Here is a 17,337-nt window from a genome sequence, read left to right as displayed (position 1 = left end):
CCGGTTGACGGGAGGCGTACAGACATGTTCCGGCACCGTCCTGTGGCGACGTCCACGCTGCTGGGAGCCATGTTGGCCGCGACGCTGACGGTTCCCATGGCGAGCCCGGCGGCTGCCGCACCGGCGATTTGCGACAATCCGAGCGATCCGGGAGAGGTCAACACCGAGACGCCCTGGCATCAACGGTGGCTCGCCCCGCAGCGGGTGTGGCCGTTCAGCACCGGAGCGGGAGTGCGGGTCGCCGTTGTCGACTCCGGCACCGACAGCAGCCACCCTCAACTGGCCGGCCGGGTGGCCACCGGCTTCGACGCCCTACGCGGCACCCCCGGCGGCGATGTGGACTGCGTATCCCACGGCACCGCCGTGGCCAGCATCATCGCCGCCCGGCAGCAGGACGGGGTCGGCTTCCACGGTCTGGCGCCGGATGTCACGATCGTGCCGATCCGGGTCAGCGAACGCAACGCCAACGAGGGCCCGGGCGCGGGCGGCGACACCGTGACCGGGGCTGTCTTCGGGCAGGCCATCCGGCGCGCAGTGGACGACGGTGCCGACGTCATCAACCTGTCGGTGACGCTGTACCAGCCGGACCCGGACGTGGAGCAGGCCGTGCGCTACGCGTTGGAGAAGGACGTGGTGCTGGTCGCCGCCGCCGGCAACCAGCATCAGGACGGCGCCCGCCCGGATCCGCTGCCCTACCCGGCGGCCTACGACGGTGTGATCGGTGTAGGCGCCATCGACCAGTACGGTGCACGGATCCGGCAGTCCCAGATCGGGCCCTACGTGGACATCACCGCCCCGGGTGGTGCGGTGGTCGCCGCCACCCGGCTGGTTGGGCACAACACCTTCGACGGGACCAGCTTCGCCGCACCGATGGTGAGTGCGACCGCCGCCCTGATCCGCGCTGCGGAGCCGAACCTGTCGGCCCGCGACGTCGCCAAGCGGATACTTGCCACCGCCGACCCGGCCCGGGGAGACGCCGCACGCGGCTACGGCAGCGGGGTGGTCAACCCGTACCGGGCGGTCACCGAACGGCTCACCACCGGGGAACCGGTGGCCCAACCTCCACTGCCCGATGTGCCGTACGACGCGGCGGCGCAGGCTCGCGCGGAGCGCTGGGCGGTGTTCGGTCGACTGGCGCTCTGGATCGGCCTCGCGCTGGCCACGGTTGCGGTAGGAGTCGCGGTGCTGGCCGCACTGCTGCCGCGTGGCCGCCGTACGCGGTGGCGACCCACCCGTCCATCGGCCTCTGCCCCGACGGAGCCCGAGATCGACGAGCCGGAGGAGGTCTTCTTCCGGGTACCGAGTTCGATGCCGCGCGGCTGACGCGGTCGTGCTGGTCGTCGGACGGTGGCCACGCGCTACCCGCGCAAAGGGCGATGGCCCGGCGCGGGCCGGGCCATCGGGTGCTGTGGTGCGGGTTCTCAGCCGCCGAACTTCGCGCGGTTGGCCGCCTCGCGGGCCTGCATCTTCCCGGCCGACTCGCGCAGCGCCTTCTCGATCCGACCAAGCAGGTCACGGAGGTCGTTGGCGGCCGACTCCCACTCCGTCTGCCGCTGGAAGTACGCCTCGCGGGCGTCACCGTCCCAGGTGGCGAGCAGCGGAGCGATGCCGGACTTGAGCCCGTCCAGTTCTCCGGTCAGGTTCCGGACCGCTCCACTGCAACTGTCCGCCGCGGCGTTCAACCCGGCGAAGTTGTACCGAATCTCCGTCATGAGTCTTCTCCCCCGTCAGAGCTTCAGCGCAGCGGTGATCTGGCCGGCGGTGGCACCCGCGCTGTCCATGTCGGCCCGGATCTCCTCGTCGCTGACGTCGTAGTCCTTACCGGCAGACCCGACCGCTTCGGCGATCGCCCGCAGCGCGACGTTGAGGCGGGCCATGTCCTGGTCGAACCGCTCCCGCACCTGCTGGAAGGAACCGGCACCCGCGCCCCTCCACTGGTCGTACAGCGGCGCGAGCTGGTCCATCAGCGAGTTGAGATTGCTGGTGAGCCGATCGGCGACGGCATCGACGTCACCCTCGGTCTTCAGCATCAAGCCGGTGTCGGTGTTCATCGACATGGCGGAAGTCACCCCCGTCCTCAGTTGATCGCCCCGATCCATCGGGGCGCCCGGTCAGTCGGTGCTCACGCACCATCGTCATACGAACGGTAACGGGTCGTGTCCAGCCCGCGCTAGACCGTGACTCGTTCCGGTTCTCCATTGTGGCTGGTCAGATCACTCCGGGTCGAGCGCGAGTTTCGCCGTCGTGGGATCGAGTACGGGACCTGCTGGCAGCCGGACCACCAGGCTGGCGGGCAGCCGGACCGGTTGCACCTCCGAGTAGCCGAGGATGGCGGGCACCCCCTCGGAAGCGAGCGGGTAGCGGTGACCCAGGTCGGTGACCAGGTTGAGGGTGCCCGGCTCCTGGTCCGGGGAGGAGACCGCGGCAACCAGGACGCCGTGACCCGGCTCGATGACGACCCGGTCGGCGAGTGGAATGCCGTCACCGGTCTGCTCACCGGTGCGCACCGGCTCCCGCACCGCTTGCACCTGCGCGTCGAGCAGCAGCGTCGGCTCGTCCGCGCCCGGTTGGTAGGCGGCGCAGATCGCCGGCTGGTCGCCGGCCAGCCGGGCGATCTCCGGCCGCTGCTCCGGCGCGCGATGCCGGCCCTGCGCCGGCGCGTCCGCCTTGGGCGCCGCCGCGGCGGTACCGGCAGCCAGTTCGATCGGGTAGGGCCTGGCCTCGCCCGGGTAGGCCAGCTGGGTCTCCGTGTCGGCCATCACCACATCCGCCTGAAGCGGGGTGATCGGCACCAGGCGCGTCCGCTCGGCGAGGTAGTACTGGCGGCTGCCGCCCTGACTCTCCACCACGAAGACCTGGCCGACCCGGGCGTCCGGCAACGCGGTCGAGGATGCTCCCCGGTCGGCCACCCGTCGAGGCGCGATCGGCTCACCGGCCGGCAAGGCGTTCAGCCACGCACCGCCCACCTCCACCACCGGCTCGGCGCTCAAGGTGAGACCCTCCAACACGATCTTCTCGCTGCGGATCTCGTACCGGTGGTCGTGCCAGACCAGGTGCAGCCGGTCCGTCTTGCGGTCGCGTACCAGCAGGGCGCTGTCACCCGGATCCCGTCCACCGCCGGGCGCCCGCCCGACGGTGAGCACGGTGGTCGCGACGACACCGCCGGCCGCGTTACGCGCCGGCTGGGTGCAGAGAGTCCAGGGCCCGTCCAGGATGCGGTTGGCCGGGGGCAGCGCGTCCGGGGCGAACGGAATGCCGATGCGCGGGCCCCGCGGGGTGCCGACGAGCGAGTTGCGGGAGACCGAGACGGTCGGTGCCGCGGTCTCCATCGCCAGCAGCGCGGAGGCGTAGTTGAGCACCGGGTGCAGCCGGCCCTCCCGGTACAGGTAGCGGGTGCCGGTCTCCTTCTCCAGGATGACCGCGCCGCCCTCCTTCCACTTGGTCGCACCGCCCGGCCGCAACAGGCCGTACACCCCCACCGCGGCCAGACAGAGCACGGCCACCATGACGCTGGCGAAGCCGGCGCCACCCAGTCGGCGGAACGGCGCCGCCTCCGGATCGGGCTCGCGCGCCACCAGCGCTGAGGTCATCCGCTGAACGAAGAACTGGTACGACTGGACCTGGTCCCGCCGCGACGGCATGGCAGCCTCCCCTGGCGTACGCCCGCACGGTCACGAGCGCCGGACCGCGGTGCCTACCATAGGCACGGCGTCGAGCCGCCCGGTGCCCGCATCCGGCGTCGGCCGGCGGAACCGACGACGGCAGCCCGAGGAGTCCTTCGATGATCAGCCGCGACGAGGCCCTGGCCATCGCCCGTGAATGGGCCAGTGCGGGCAAGCCGGGACCCGCGCCCGAAGTCGATCTGTACGAGTTCGACCTCGGCTACGTCGCCTGGCGCGTTCTCCCGGCCGCGCCCCCCACTGAAGGGCCACCCGCGCCGCCCTCTGCCACCGGGTATCCCCTAGCCGTCGTCGATCGGGAGACCGGTGAAGTGTCCAGCTGGCGTTCCCTGCCGCCGTCGCTGGTTGCCGAGGAGTACACGCAGCACCGGGCCGCCGAGGGACGTTTTCCGCCCGACGTGCGGTACGTGTTGGACAAGGCAGGCTGGTATCCCGGCCGAGACGTGACCTCGGCGGTGAACCACTGGATGGCCCGCTTCGCCGACGAGCTGGCCGGGCTCGAGTGCTCACCCGTCGCCCGAGCCGCGCTGGTCGAGTTCGGTGGTCTCCAGTTGCCGCAGTTCGGTGGTCATGGTGAGCCGGGCGGCGGTTACATGAGTTTCATCCATCCCACAGTGGGTGGTGTGGTGACCGATAAGGCGCATGCGTTCTCCGAGGATTTCGAGAATCCCGTCTTTCCGCTCGGCAACAACGAGGACGGACCCTCTGAGCTTGTCGTCGATGCGCAGGGGCGGGTCTTCATGCTGCACTGGGCCGACGACTTCTTCGTCGGCCCGGACATCGACACCGCCATCGTCAACCTGATCCGAGGTACCGAGATGTCCGAGGCCAGCGACCGCGACTGGTGAGCCCGACCTGGCCGCGGATTACCCTTGGCCGTCGTCGAGGGACAGGGCAGCCCGAGGAGTTCGATGATCAGCCGTGACGAGGCCCTGGCCATCGCCCGCGACTGGGCCAACGAGCAGACGGCGTTCGATGTGAACCTGTTCGAGTTCGATCTCGGATATGTCGTCTGCCTGGTAGAACCCGTAGCCGTCGCGACTGGCGGTCCGCCGCTGCCGCCGCCGTCCACCGGGTACCCACGCTTGGTCATCGACCGGGAGACCGGCGAGGTTTCCCAGTGGTCCTCGCTGCCGTGGCAGACCATCGCCGAGCGGTACACGCAGCGCCGAGCCGCCGAGGGACGCTTTCCACCTGACGTGCGAAGTGGCCGCTTGGGCGGCGGCTTCACCAGTTACATCCACCCAACGGAAGGCGGGGTGGTAACGGTGGCGGCCCGGGCCTTCGCCGACGAGTTCGACAACCCCGTCTATCCGATCGGGAACAACGAGGACGGGCCGTCCGAACTGGTCGCTGACGCTCAGGGGAAGGTCTTCATGCTGCACTGGGCCGACGACTTCTTCGTCGGTCCGGACCTCGACTCCGCAATCGTCAAACTGATCCGCGGCGGCCCCATGGCCGAGGCCCACGATCGCGACTGGTGACGGAGGCGTCAGCCGTTGATCGCCCGCATGAACGCGTACAGGCCCAGCACGCTGCACGCGACCGGAACCACCGCCAACTGGAGCAGGATGTCGAACACATCGCCGAGTCGGGCCAGTCGGGGCGATGGAGCACGCCGGCTGTAGGCGAGCCCGGCGGCGGCCGACAGTCCGGCCGCGACCAGGGCGATGGGCAGCACGGCCAGCACCCGCTCCCCGGTCGACGCGTCGGCCGCACCGATCAGGGGCAGCAGGCCCAGGCCCACCAGACCGACGGCCAGCATCGGCACCCGGTGTCGGACCGTCGACACCAGTCGGGCGCGCAGCAGGTAGCCCAGCGAGATGACGCCAGCGAGCAGCAGGGCGGAGAGCGTGCCGGTCGCGGTGAGGACGATCAGGCCGGCGATGGTGACGACGAACGCCCCGAAGATCATGCCGGTGAAGACCTCGTCCGCTCGGGCGGTGGCCTGGTAGATCACTTCCCGCTTCGGCTGCGGCTCGTCGCGCAGCAGGTCCGCGGCGGTACGCGGCAGCGCCGGCATCGGCATCTTGCCGAGCCGTACCGAGAGCAGCGGCATGGCCGGCAGCAGCAACACCACCGCACCGACGACGATCGCACTGCCCTGTGCGGCGTCCATCGAGCCGAGCGCGATCAACCCGCCGACCATGCCCCAGAAGCCGACGAAGACGGCGGCCACGAAGACCCTCGTCGCGTCGCCCACGCCGAGCAGACCGAGCAGCCCGGACAGCAGCAGCACAGCGGAGCCGAGCAGCACGTGCGGGGCACCCAGCGCCCAGACCGACTCACCGGTGCCGATCACCAGCACACCGCCGACGAAGGCGTACGGCAGCCCGGCGGCGGCGACGACCGCACCGGCGAGCGAGTCGGCCATCGCCCGGGACAGCACGATCCCGCAGACCAGCAGCAGGCCGGCCGCGCCGAGGGCCACCGCACCGCCGAGCCAGCCGGGCTCCTCGGACGTCACGATCACGACGAGGCCGAGCAGGAGCAGCACGCCGGCCACGATCAGGCCGGTCAGCCGGGTCGCGAAGGGACTCCAGGCCACCCCGCGCCGTCGGGCACCGTCCGCGACGGCTTCCATCAGGTCGTCGTACGCCAGCTCCGGCCACTCGGTGCGCCGCGGCACCAGGTGCAGCGTCTCGCCGTCGCGAACGTTCTGCGCGGCGAGCGTACGGGCCAGGTCGACCGGACTGCCGTCGCCACGTCGCAGCATCCAGCCTCCGTGACTGGTGCCGTCCGACGGCTCCTCGTCGGCCTGTCGGAGCACCGCGGGCAGCAACCCGACGAGCGGCAGGTGCTCGGGCAGGGCGAGATCCAACCGGCGGTTGGGGGCGACGACGGCGATGCGCGCGAGTCCGGTTCCGGCCTGGGTGACCACTATCGACCCCTCGGTACGAGGAGCGGGCCGGCGGCCCGCGGCTGTCCTGACGGGCAAAGGCTACCTACCATGTGCCGGTGACGCGGGGGCGGTTCACCGCGCCGCACCGAGGCGACGGAGGTCTGTCACGTGAGCACGGTGGTCGTCAAGCGACCTGCCCGCCAGCCGGAGCCGGAGTATCCCTCTGGCGAGGTGCTGCTGGACGCGCCGCCCGAGGTGCCCGCGCCGAGCGGCAAGGCGTGGGGGCAGATGCTCATGCTGCTGCCGATGCTCGCCGGCTCGTTCGCGATGGCCCTGATGTTCGCCGGCCGGGGCGGATCGACCCTCGGGTACGTCACCGGTGGCCTGTTCGGACTCTCCGCCATCGGGATGCTCGGGTCACAGTTGACGAACAACTCCGGCGGACCGGGCAAGCAGGAGATGCTGCAGAAGCGCCGCGAGTACATGACACATCTGTCCCGTCAGCGGCGCCGGGTGCTCAAGACGATCCGCAAGCAGCGGGAAGCGGCGTTCTACCGGCACCCCGACCCGGACATCCTCTGGTCCCTGCCGCTGGGCCCCCGGCTGTGGGAGCGTCGTCGTGGCGACGTGGATTTCGCCACCGTACGCATCGGCCTGGGGCCGCAGGAGCTGGCTACTCCGCTGGTGCCGCCGCCGGCCACGTCGCTGGAGAAGCTGGAACCGATGTGTGCCCTCGCGCTACGCCGGTTCCTCACCACCTACGGCGAGGTGCCCGACCTGCCGGTGACCATGGCACTCAACGGATTCGCCCGGGTGCACCTGCGCGGTGACACCGACGCCGCCCGGGGCATGGTCCGGGCGGTGCTCGCCCAGGCCACCGCGTTCCATGCGCCCGACGACATGCTCGTCGCGATCTGTGTGGCGCCGGACCGGCGGGCGGACTGGGAATGGACGAAGTGGCTGCCGCACGCGCTGCACCCGTCCCGCACCGACGCGCTCGGCCAGTTGCGCCTGGTGGCACCGTCGGTCACCGGCCTGGAGGCGATGCTCGACGACGTGCTGGCCAGCCGGCCCCGGTTCAACGCCAGTGGCGGTACGCCCCAGGTCGCCGGGCCGCACGTGCTGGTGGTCATCGACGGTGGCGACACCGCCGGTTCGGATCATCTGATGACCGAGGGTGGGGTGGAGGGCGTCACCCTGCTCGACCTGTCCACGCCGGCGCCTCGCCTGCTCGATCGGGCCCGGCTGGTGCTGGAGGTGGCGGCGGACCGCGGGTTGCACAGCATCACCGTGGACGGTCCGGCCGAGATCGGCCGGGCCGACGAGTGCCGGGTGGCCGAGCTCGAGGCGTTGGCCATGCAACTGGCTCCGCTCCGCCTCTCCGCCGCCTCGCGGGGCGGGGGCGACACTCCGCTCACCACCGAGCTGGGCCTGGCCGAGCTGCTCGACATCGGCGATCCGTACGAGTTCGACGTGGATCGGGCGTGGCAGCCGCGCCCCAACCGCGACAAGTTGCGGGTGCCGATCGGGGTGGGTGCTGACGGTGGGCCGGTGGAGCTGGACCTCAAGGAGTCGGCACAGGACGGCATGGGGCCGCACGGGCTGCTGATCGGCGCGACCGGTTCCGGCAAGTCCGAGCTGCTGCGCACGTTGGTGCTCGCGTTGGCGGCCACCCACTCCTCGGAGAGCCTCAACTTCGTGCTCGTCGACTTCAAGGGTGGTGCCACCTTCACCCGGCTGGACGGCCTACCCCACACCAGCGCGGTGATCACCAACCTGGCCGACGAGTTGCCGTTGGTGGATCGGATGACCGACTCCATCAACGGCGAGCTGGTCCGTCGGCAGGAGCTGCTCCGCGCGGCCGGCAACTACGCCTCACAGCGGGACTACGAGAAAGCCCGGACGGCGGGCGCACCGCTGTCGCCGCTGCCGAGCCTGCTCATCATCTGCGACGAGTTCTCCGAACTGCTGACCGCGAAGCCGGACTTCATCGACATGTTCGTGCAGATCGGTCGGGTCGGTCGCTCCCTCGGGGTGCACCTGCTGCTGGCGAGCCAACGGCTGGAGGAGGGTCGGCTGCGGGGACTGGACACGCACCTGTCGTACCGGATCGGTCTGCGGACCTTCTCGGCGATGGAGTCGCGGGTGGTGCTGGGGGCCACCGACGCGTACGAGCTGCCCAGGTCGCCGGGGCACGGATACCTGAGGTTCGGCACCGAGCCGCTGATCCGGTTCAAGGCCGCGTACGTCTCCGGCACCTACCGCAGCAAGACGGCGGCGGCGGTCGCCGCCGGCGACGGCGAGGACCGGGTCCGGGAGTACACCACCAGCTACGTGGCACCCCCGGTGACCCGCACTCCCCGGGAGGAAGTTGCGCCGGAGCCGGCCGACGGGATGGGCGAGAGTGTGCTGGACATCCTGGTCGGTCGGCTCGCCGGTCGGGGCAAGCCCGCGCACCAGGTGTGGCTTCCCCCGCTGGCCGAGCCGCCGACGCTGGACCAGCTGCTGCCTCCGATGACGGCCGATCCCGCTCGTGGCATCACCGTCGCGCACGCCGGCCTGCTCGGCGAGTTGCAGGTCGCGGTCGGCATTGTCGACAAGCCGTTCGATCAGCGCCGCGACGTGCTCTGGTTCGACCTGGCGGGTTCGGCCGGCCATGCGGTGATCGTCGGCGGCCCGCAGAGCGGCAAGAGCACCCTGCTGCGGACGGTCGTCACCGCCCTGGCACTGACCCACACGCCACGGGAGACCCAGGTCTACTGCCTCGACCTGGGCAGCAGTGCGCTGTCTTCGCTGCGCGACCTGCCGCACGTCGGCTCGGTGGCGACCCGCCTCGACGCCGGCCTGGTCCGGCGTACCGTCGCCGAGCTGCAGCTGCTGATGGGTGAGCGGGAGCGGCGGTTCGCCGAGCGCGGGGTGGACTCGATGGCCGAGTACCGGCGGGCCCGACGGCACGGCCAGCACGACGACGACCCGTTCGGCGACGTCTTCCTCGTCATCGATGGTTGGGCCACCCTGCGCACGGAATTCGAGGACCTGGAACCGACGATCAACGACATCGCCAACCGGGGTCTCTCCTTCGGCATCCATCTGATCGTGACCGCCAGTCGGTGGATGGACCTGCGACCGGCCGTCCGGGACGTCTTCGGCACCCGGCTGGAGTTGCGGCTGGCCGACGCCAGCGACTCCAACCTGGACCGGCGGGCGGCGATGAACGTGCCGGAGAAGTCACCGGGCCGGGGTATCACGCCGGACGGGCAGCAGTTCCTGGCGGCGTTGCCGCGAGCGGACAGCGCGCAGGAAGCGGAGAGCCTGCCCGAGGGCGCACGGAAGCTGGTCACCGATCTGGCCGTCGCCTGGCAGGGGCCGGGGGCGCCGCCGATCCGGTTGCTGCCACCCGTGGTGCCGTACGGCAGCCTGCCCAACACCGGCCGGCCGGGGATCCCGATCGGTATCGCCGAGGTGGACCTTCAGCCGGTGCACGTGGACTTCGCCGCCGATCCGCACTTCATCCTGTTCGGTGACGGCGAGTCGGGTAAGAGCACCTTCCTGCGGGCGCTGGCGCAGACGATCGTCGACCGCAACGAGCTGACCGAGGCTCGGCTGGTCATCGTCGATTACCGGCGAAGCCTGCTCGGCGACATCGACACGCCGCACCTGATCGGGTACGGCTCGACCGCCCAGGTCACCGAGAGCATCGTCACCGAGGTGGCCACGGTGATGCGCGACCGGCTACCACCGCCGGACATCAACGCCGAGCGGCTGCGGGCCCGCGACTGGTGGAAGGGTCCCGACCTGTACGTGCTCGTCGACGACTACGACCTGGTGGCCGGCGCCGGGAGCAACCCGTTGACCCCGTTGCTGGAGTTCCTGCCGCAGGCCCGCGACATCGGCCTGCACGTGGTCATCGCCCGGCGTACCGGCGGTGCCAGCCGGGCGCTGTACGAACCGGTGCTGATGCGGCTCCGGGAGATCAGCACGCCCGGCATCGTGATGTCGGGCAACCGGGACGAGGGGGTGCTGCTCGGCACCGTCCGGCCGGGGCCGCTGCCGCCGGGCCGGGGTTGGCTGGTGTCCCGGCGCGGCGGTACCCGGTTGGTGCAGCTGGTGCACCTTCCGCCGCGCTCCTGAGCCCGGTACGGGGTTGCCCGATCGGGCTACTGTCGGCCAGAGTGGACTTACAGAGCGCGGCTGCCTGACCCCCGACCAGTCGGAGATGGAAGCAACCGCGCCGGCATCGTGTGAGCGAACGGGGGAGGGGACATGGGCGACGAATGGCTCGTCGACGAACAGATCGACGTCGACATCCAGCAGCTGAAGGACTTCGCGCTGGCTATCCAGCGGGAGATGGAGACCAACTTCCAGCCCAGCTTCGACAACGGCCTGCGCCCCATGCTCACGGTGCAGGCACCGTTCGGTGGCGGCGGGATGAAGGAAGCCGCGTTCCTCCGGGGCCGACACGACGAGAGCCGGATGTCCATCTCCCACCTGATGGCCGACGTGATGAAGGGCCTGACCGCGCTCAGCATGGCCGCGATGTCCATCTCGGCGGAGTATCTGACCGGGGACGCGCTGGCCCAGGCCACCAACGACGACGTCTACAACGCGTTCTCCGCCGTCGACGGTCAGGACACGCTCAGCGGCCGATGGCAGGAGGGCGCGGAGAACCCGGCCGACGCGGTGCCGGAGGCGGCGCTGAACCCGGAGCCGATGAATCCCTACTACGGCCTCGACGCCTGCCCCACCGGGGAGCAGAGCGAGGAGACCCCGGAGTGGGCGCGGGCGGAGGTCGTCGGTGAGGGCTCGGGCACGTATCTGATCCACGGTGACAGCGAGCGCATGCATGGCGACGATCTCCAGCTGAACCAGTCGGATCTCCGGTGACGGTGTCAGGGGCGAGGCCTGAGGAGCGGGGATGAGCGACGACTACTACGGCTGGCAGCCGGTCAGCTATCCGATGTACTCCGGCGTGTCGGACGACTACGCCGCCGAGCGAGCCGCCGGGGCCACGCCGTACGAGCCCACGGCCTGGGACTCGGTGAACATCGAGCAGATGTGGGAGTACGTCCGCAAGGAGAGTGACGAGCGGACGACGGCACTCGCCGACATGTGGCGGCGAGCGGCCAGCCTGCTGCAGACCACTCGGGACAATCTCAAGCGCCACGCCGACTCCCTGGACGCCCGCTGGCAGTCACCCGCGGCACGGGTCTTCATGTCCCGCGTGGGTGCCACGCTGCACTCGCTCGACGAGTGGAAGGAGGTGGCCAGCAACAACGCCACCGGCCTCGACCAACTCGCCAGCAAGATCGGGACTGCCCAGCGGGAGATGAAGACGCTCTGGGAGGAGTACCGGGCCGAGCAGATCCGGCAGGGGGAGCGCCGGACCAACGACGAGGGCCTCCAGGCTGTCGACCTCGTCGAATGGGTCCCCGGTGTCACAGGCAACGACGCCAAGTCGTACGAGGACGTGCAGAACGAGTACCACCAGCGCGCCAAGAACATCACCAAGCCGCTGGCGGACCTCTACATCGACGTCTACATCTCCAACATCTCCCGGGGCGGGAAGTTCAAGGGCCCGATGGACGCGGTCATCAAGAACCCGTCCCAGATTCCTGGGCCCGGTGTCCCGGGAGCACCCCCGCCCGGCGCGCCCGTGACCGGTGCCGCGCCGAACCGGCCGGACATGCCCAACCGGCCGGACATGCCGACGAATCCGCAACTGGGGGAAGGGCCGACCGGGCCGGCCGCCCCGCCGCCGGCCAACCTGCCGGCGGGCGTCGGCCTCGCCGGCGGTACCGCCGCGCCCGTCGCGCCACCGCCGACCGCCCCGCCGGTGACCACCGCGCCGACCACCCCCGTGGCACCCGGCCCGGCAGTGGTACCGCCGGTCGGGCCGCGACCGGTGAATCCCGGCCTGACCGCACCGAACTCGGCGGCGAGACCGAACACCCCGCGAACCACCCTGCCGGGTGCCGGTGGTGCAGGCGCACCCGGCGGCCGAGGGCCGGGACCCAACCGTCCGACGCTGCCCGGCGCCGGCGGCCCGGGCGGTGGATCGGGCGCACCGCCCGCTGGCCGGCGGGGCACCGCGCCGAACCGACCGACCCTGCCGGGCAACACCGGAACCGGCGCCCCCGGTGGTGGTCGCGGTCGGTCGGGCCTGGGCGGCCGGCCGGGTACTCCGGCCGCACCGCCGCCGTCGAGCCCGCGGCTGCCAGGATCCACCGCCCGCCCCGGCCAGCTCGGCGCCGGCCCGGGGCGCCCCGCCGCACCCCCGCCGAGCCTCGGCGGGCAGCGGGGTGCCACGTCGGGCCGCCCGGCCAGCACCGGCTCCCCGTTGAGCGGCAGGCCGGCAAAGCCGGCGGCCGGAAAGCCCACGGCGGGCCAGCCACCGGTCGGCAAGCCCGCCACCGGCGGAGGTACCGGCGGTGCGCGGCCCGATCTGAGCGGACGCGCCGGTGCGGGCGGCGCTCGGCCCGCGCCCAGCACCGGCCCGGCACCGTCGCTGGGTGGCCGACGCGGCGGGCCGTCCGCCGCCGCCCCGCGCAAGGGTGCGCCACGCGATGGAGACCACGAGACCGGGGCGTACGGCGAGGGCGACGACGAATTGTGGGTCACCGAGTCATCCGCAGTCGGTGTGGTCGAGGCGCCGGTCGAACACCGGCCCGGCGAGCAGGGCAGGGCGCTCGGCCAGAGCTGACCGGGGGCGGGCCGGTCACCCAACTCTGGGTGCCCGGCCCGTACCATGCGGTGACCGTCCAATCCAGGTCGTCCGGCACGGCGGCCCACTAAGGAAGGCTGACGGGCATGCGTGTCCTCACCCGATCGGCAGCCGCCGCGCTCGCCAGCGCGAGTGTCCTGGCTGCCCTCGTTCTGCCCGCCGCACCTGCGGCGGCGGACTCAGTGCGCGACGACTCGTGGCACGTCAAGTCCCTCGAACTGGCCGAACTTCACAAGATCACCCAGGGCGAGGGCGTCACCGTCGCGGTCATCGACACCGGGGTGGACGCGAACCATCCGGACCTGCGCGGCAACGTCCTGCCTGGCCTGGATCTCTACGACGACCGCACCAAAGGTCGCGTCGACCGCCAGGGACACGGCACCGGCATGGCCTCGCTGATCGCCGGTCACGGGCACGGGGCCGGGGGCCGCGACGGGGTCCTCGGCGTCGCACCGAAGGCCAAGATCCTTCCGGTGACCATCAAGAAGGACGGCGCACCGCTGATCGCACCGACAGCGCTCGCCGCCGGCATCAACTGGGCGATCGACGCCGGTGCCGACGTGATCAACGTGTCGCTGTCCAGCAGCTTCAACGACGAGTTGAACCGGGCGGTCGAGCGCGCCTATCAGAGCAACGTGATCGTGGTCGCCGCCGCCGGCAACGACACCGACATCCTCGTCGGCCACCCGGCCGCGCATCCCGGCAGCCTCGCCGTCAACGGGGTCGACAGCAAGGGGGCCATCAGCAAGGAAGCCTCCGTGGCGGGCACCCTGGACAACCAGGTCAGCATCGCCGCACCGGGCCAGGACATCGTGCAGGCCGTACCCGGCGGCCGCTACCAGACCACCACCGGCAGCAGCAGCGCCACCGCCATCGTCTCCGGTGCCATGGCCCTGATCAAGGCCAAGTACCCGGACTTGAACGCGTATCAACTGTTCGCGCGACTGCTCGAGACCACCTTGGACGCCGGCGAGCCGGGGCGCGATTTTTACTACGGTTGGGGCGTACTCGACCTGCGGGAGGCATTGACCGGAGAGCCCGACGGGCGCGGTAGCCGTACCGCGCCAGCCAGCGAGCCGGAGATCGACGACCCGCTCGCCGCCGCGCGGGCAGCCGGAAGCGACGGTCCCGACTACGAGGAAATCGTGATCGTTGTGCTGGTCTGGGTGGTCTTCCTCGCCCTGCTCGTCGGCGGGGTGGTGGCCATCGTCAAGCTCCGTCGCCGCGCACGGCGGCGTCGTGAGGCGAGGGCCGCCCCGGAGCCGGCGCTCGCCGGCGGCGGGATCGCGGCACCACCGGCTCCGGGCGCACCTGGTGGCCCGACCGATCTCCCGGCTCGCTCCCCCCACACCGGCGACGCCGCCTGGCGCCGCCCGTCCGAATGACGAGCGGGGGCGGACGAATGCAGATCACTCCATCGCCCCCACCCGGGGTCGGCCTCGCACCCGTGCCCGGCCGGCGGCCGGTAGTCGTCACCATCGCCGCCCTGCTGATGCTGCCCTCGATCGTCACCTGGCTGATCGCCGGGTTCGCCTTCTTCCGGGCGATGCTGCGCGCCGAAGGCGACGGGCTGGGCAAGATCCTGGTGGTGGGCATCGGTGCCGGCGTACTCGCGATCGCGTTGCTTGTGGTGCTGCTCGCGGCCATGGGGATCTTCATGGCCTGGACCGGCGACAATCCCGCCGGGCTGGCCGTGCCGGCCGGGTTCACCTTCGGGCTCTTCGTCGTCGTCATCGTGACGCTGCTGGCGCAGGGCAAGCTCAGCTATCAGCCGACGATGGTCACGCCGCTGGTGGTGGGCGGGCTTGCCGGCGTGTCGCTCGTCCTGATCAAGAGTCCACCGGCGCGGGCCTGGTTCGCCAGCCGCGGTGGCTAGCAGCTAGGCCGGGGACCAGCGGCGGGCGGCGGCGTCGAAGCGGGCCAACAGTTCGTCCCGGCCGTCCGCGTGCAGGCAGCGCAGCTCGGTGCCGTCCGGTACGACAATCGACTCCATCCGCGGTTGGCCCTGACCCCACTCGTCGGGCGTGGCCTCGCCGGGCGGCCAGCGCAGCACCGCCACCCACTCGTCGGACTCCTCGAACGGAGAGCCCTCACCGAGCAGCCCGAGCCGTCGGTACAGCCGGGTCGGTGTGTCCCGTCCCGGTCCGTGCCAGGCGTGCACCAGTCCAGCCGCCCGGTCGTATCCGCCGTCCAGGTAGGACGTCAGGTATCGGTGCGGAATGACAAGTTGCAGCAGCAGCGGTGCGGCAGGGTCGGGATCGTCATCATCGGCTTCGGGTGCCGGACGGGGCACCGGCACCCCCACCGCCGACGGATCGGCGTATCTGGCCGTGTCGCGGCGCGCCTGTTCCTGCTTGGCTGCCTCGTCGATCACCTGTCGCAACTCGCCGAGCCAGTCGCGCAACGTCAGCAGCGCCTCGCCGGGTAGCGCCGCGGCCAGCGGCGTCTCCGGATTCAGCAGCAACTGCCAGGAGAGGTCCGGCCAGTGGTCGGTGAGCTGGAGGCTGCTGACCAGCACGAGGTCACGCTCGCCCAGGACCTGTCGCAGCCGGGCTTCCGAGCTGAACACGGGCAGGCTGACCCGGCCCTGCTCGTCGGGCAGGGTCCACCACGGAAACTCGGGATCGGACAGGTCGCGGGTCGCCGGTCCGTCCGGGTCCACCGGCAGCACCAGTTCGGCTCGGAGCAGTGCGGCCATCAGGGCGTTCGGGTCCTGCCGGCGGACCGCCTCGCGCAGCGGTCGCTCGGCCTCCACTACCGGCTCGGCCAGGGCCCTGAGTTCGTCAGCGGCCAGCCGGACGCCGATCGGCAACCCGGCGTCGATCGCCAACATCCATTCGTCGTCGGGCCAGTCGACGGCGAGGTCGACCAGGCCCGACACCCGGTAGCTCACCGACCGGCCGGGCAGCCCGGCGGCGATTGCCGCCGGTGAGGTGTACGCGAGCACGTGCGTGACGCCGTCGTGCTGGCCGGTCGCCCAGGCCACCGTTTCCCGGCCGGCCGCCGCAGCCGGCGACACGGGCAGCAGCAGCGGACCGGCGACGAGTTCGGTCAGGAAGCCTTCCCGGTCGTCGGCCTCCGCGGCGGCCAACAGCGCGCGCTCGGCGGCGGTGGTCGGCTGCCAGCCGGTCACCAGGTGCCGTCCGCCCGTACCCGCTGGGGGCGATGACCGAGCACGAGCGTGGTGAGCGCCTCGTCGAGATTCGCGCCGAGGAACCAGTCCCCGGTGTGGTCCAGCACGAACACCCGGCCGTGCTCGTCGAGAGCCAGGATTCCGCTGCCGTCGCCCTCCTCACCCAGTGGGCTCAACGGCGCGCCGATCGCCTCGGCGAGCTCGGCTAGGGTCTCCACCGAGTGCCGCACCAGGAACGGGTCGAGGTGGACGTCGCTCGGCGCGACCTGTTCACCTTCGCCCTGCGGGCTTACCCGCAGGCCACCGAACTCGGCGTACGCCTCGATCGCCCGATCCGTGACGGTGTGCTGACGACCACCGGGGGTGGCGTGGGCGGCGATCCGCAGCCCCCACTCGCGGCCTCGGCTCTGGTCGCACCGGTCGGGCGACCAGCCGGCGGCGGCGAGGGTCTGTGCCACCAGGGGCGGAAAACGTTCAGTCATGTCAGCGCCTCCACACCGAACCAGTCCAGCAGCGCGGCGCAGGAACGGCAGGGCGGCTGCACCTGGCCGTGGTGCGGGTCACCCTCCTCCCGTACCCGGGTCACCCGGATCTTCGCGCCCCACAGCAGCGCGCGGGCTCGGGCCGCGTCGAGCGGTGGGCCGCCGGCCTCGGCCGCGTAGAGCCGGTCGGAGATCAGCACCGCCTCGGCGCACCAGCCGGTATAGCGCTCGCGTTGCTCGACGGGCAGCCCGTGCAGGAAACGCCGGACCACCGGATGCAGGTCGGGGGCGAGATCGCCGCGTACCGAGGTGTGCGTGTGGACGGTGCCGTCGGCCAACAGCGCGCCGGCCGCCAGCGGCAGCATTCGTGGCTGCGCCATCCCGTCCTCCCGGTTGTCGACAGGGGATTCCCGGCGAGGTTTCGCCCGGCCCGCCAGCGAGCCTAACCGTCACCGGGTGCCCGACGGGGGTGGTGTCCG

15 protein-coding genes are annotated in these 17,337 nt (G+C 71.5%); 8 read left to right on the top strand and 7 right to left on the bottom strand.

Annotated elements, in window-relative coordinates; genetic code table 11:
- The first annotated feature begins 24 nt into the window (after positions 1-24).
- The gene (mycP, locus tag O7605_RS21455) at positions 25-1,323 is read left to right on the top strand and encodes a type VII secretion-associated serine protease mycosin (protein WP_269740823.1); all 1,299 of its coding nucleotides are present in this window, start codon (positions 25-27) and stop codon (positions 1,321-1,323) included.
- 98 nt (positions 1,324-1,421) lie between these two features.
- Here the strand turns inward: mycP (O7605_RS21455) and O7605_RS21450 are convergent, their stop codons facing one another.
- From O7605_RS21450 to eccB, 3 genes are all read right to left on the bottom strand, one after another.
- Positions 1,422-1,712 carry a WXG100 family type VII secretion target gene (locus tag O7605_RS21450; protein ID WP_164449590.1) on the bottom strand — a complete coding sequence of 97 codons (291 nt, stop codon included), beginning with the start codon at positions 1,710-1,712 and terminating at the stop codon, positions 1,422-1,424.
- A 15-nt stretch (positions 1,713-1,727) separates the two neighbouring features.
- A complete protein-coding gene (locus O7605_RS21445) occupies positions 1,728-2,057 on the bottom strand; it encodes a WXG100 family type VII secretion target (protein WP_164449591.1) in 330 nt (109 codons plus the stop codon).
- Between the two features lie 156 nt (positions 2,058-2,213).
- Positions 2,214-3,641, bottom strand: a complete 1,428-nt coding sequence (eccB, locus tag O7605_RS21440; RefSeq protein WP_269740822.1) for a type VII secretion protein EccB — start codon at positions 3,639-3,641, stop codon at positions 2,214-2,216.
- 140 nt (positions 3,642-3,781) lie between these two features.
- On the opposite strand from eccB, the gene O7605_RS21435 reads away from it, so the two are divergent.
- A complete protein-coding gene (locus O7605_RS21435) occupies positions 3,782-4,528 on the top strand; it encodes an SUKH-3 domain-containing protein (RefSeq protein WP_269740821.1) in 747 nt (248 codons plus the stop codon).
- Positions 4,529-4,591: 63 nt separating this feature from the next.
- The gene (locus O7605_RS21430) at positions 4,592-5,164 is read left to right on the top strand and encodes an SUKH-3 domain-containing protein (RefSeq protein WP_269742714.1); all 573 of its coding nucleotides are present in this window, start codon (positions 4,592-4,594) and stop codon (positions 5,162-5,164) included.
- Positions 5,165-5,172: 8 nt separating this feature from the next.
- Here the strand turns inward: O7605_RS21430 and eccD are convergent, their stop codons facing one another.
- Positions 5,173-6,561 carry a type VII secretion integral membrane protein EccD gene (gene eccD, locus O7605_RS21425; protein ID WP_269740820.1) on the bottom strand — a complete coding sequence of 463 codons (1,389 nt, stop codon included), beginning with the start codon at positions 6,559-6,561 and terminating at the stop codon, positions 5,173-5,175.
- A gap of 129 nt (positions 6,562-6,690) precedes the next feature.
- Between eccD and eccCa the strand changes: the two genes are divergently transcribed.
- From eccCa to O7605_RS21400, 5 genes are all read left to right on the top strand, one after another.
- The gene (gene eccCa / locus O7605_RS21420; protein WP_269740819.1) at positions 6,691-10,653 is read left to right on the top strand and encodes a type VII secretion protein EccCa; all 3,963 of its coding nucleotides are present in this window, start codon (positions 6,691-6,693) and stop codon (positions 10,651-10,653) included.
- Positions 10,654-10,785: 132 nt separating this feature from the next.
- Positions 10,786-11,406: a hypothetical protein gene (locus O7605_RS21415; protein ID WP_269740818.1), complete on the top strand. Its 621-nt coding sequence runs from the start codon at positions 10,786-10,788 to the stop codon at positions 11,404-11,406.
- A 31-nt stretch (positions 11,407-11,437) separates the two neighbouring features.
- A complete protein-coding gene (locus tag O7605_RS21410) occupies positions 11,438-13,222 on the top strand; it encodes a WXG100 family type VII secretion target (protein WP_269740817.1) in 1,785 nt (594 codons plus the stop codon).
- A gap of 107 nt (positions 13,223-13,329) precedes the next feature.
- Positions 13,330-14,628 (top strand): type VII secretion-associated serine protease mycosin, encoded by a 1,299-nt coding sequence (mycP, locus tag O7605_RS21405; RefSeq protein ID WP_269740816.1) that lies wholly within the window; start codon positions 13,330-13,332, stop codon positions 14,626-14,628.
- A 17-nt stretch (positions 14,629-14,645) separates the two neighbouring features.
- Entirely contained in the window at positions 14,646-15,119 is a 474-nt protein-coding gene (locus O7605_RS21400; protein WP_269740815.1) for a hypothetical protein, read from the top strand.
- A gap of 3 nt (positions 15,120-15,122) precedes the next feature.
- Here the strand turns inward: O7605_RS21400 and O7605_RS21395 are convergent, their stop codons facing one another.
- From O7605_RS21395 to O7605_RS21385, 3 genes are read right to left on the bottom strand one after another with little or no spacing between them, the layout of a single operon-like run.
- Complete coding sequence (locus O7605_RS21395) at positions 15,123-16,379, bottom strand: SseB family protein (RefSeq protein ID WP_332317184.1); 1,257 nt, start codon at positions 16,377-16,379, stop codon at positions 15,123-15,125.
- Positions 16,373-16,858: an SUKH-3 domain-containing protein gene (locus tag O7605_RS21390; RefSeq protein WP_269740813.1), complete on the bottom strand. Its 486-nt coding sequence runs from the start codon at positions 16,856-16,858 to the stop codon at positions 16,373-16,375. Before O7605_RS21390 ends, O7605_RS21395 begins: the two co-directional genes overlap by 7 nt.
- Positions 16,855-17,238, bottom strand: a complete 384-nt coding sequence (locus O7605_RS21385; RefSeq protein ID WP_269740812.1) for a YwqJ-related putative deaminase — start codon at positions 17,236-17,238, stop codon at positions 16,855-16,857. Before O7605_RS21385 ends, O7605_RS21390 begins: the two co-directional genes overlap by 4 nt.
- Positions 17,239-17,337: the final 99 nt, after the last annotated feature.

This window comes from Verrucosispora sp. WMMA2121, assembly GCF_027460185.1.
Lineage (GTDB): Bacteria > Actinomycetota > Actinomycetes > Mycobacteriales > Micromonosporaceae > Micromonospora > Micromonospora palythoicola.
This window is presented reverse-complemented; position numbering and strand designations above follow the sequence as displayed.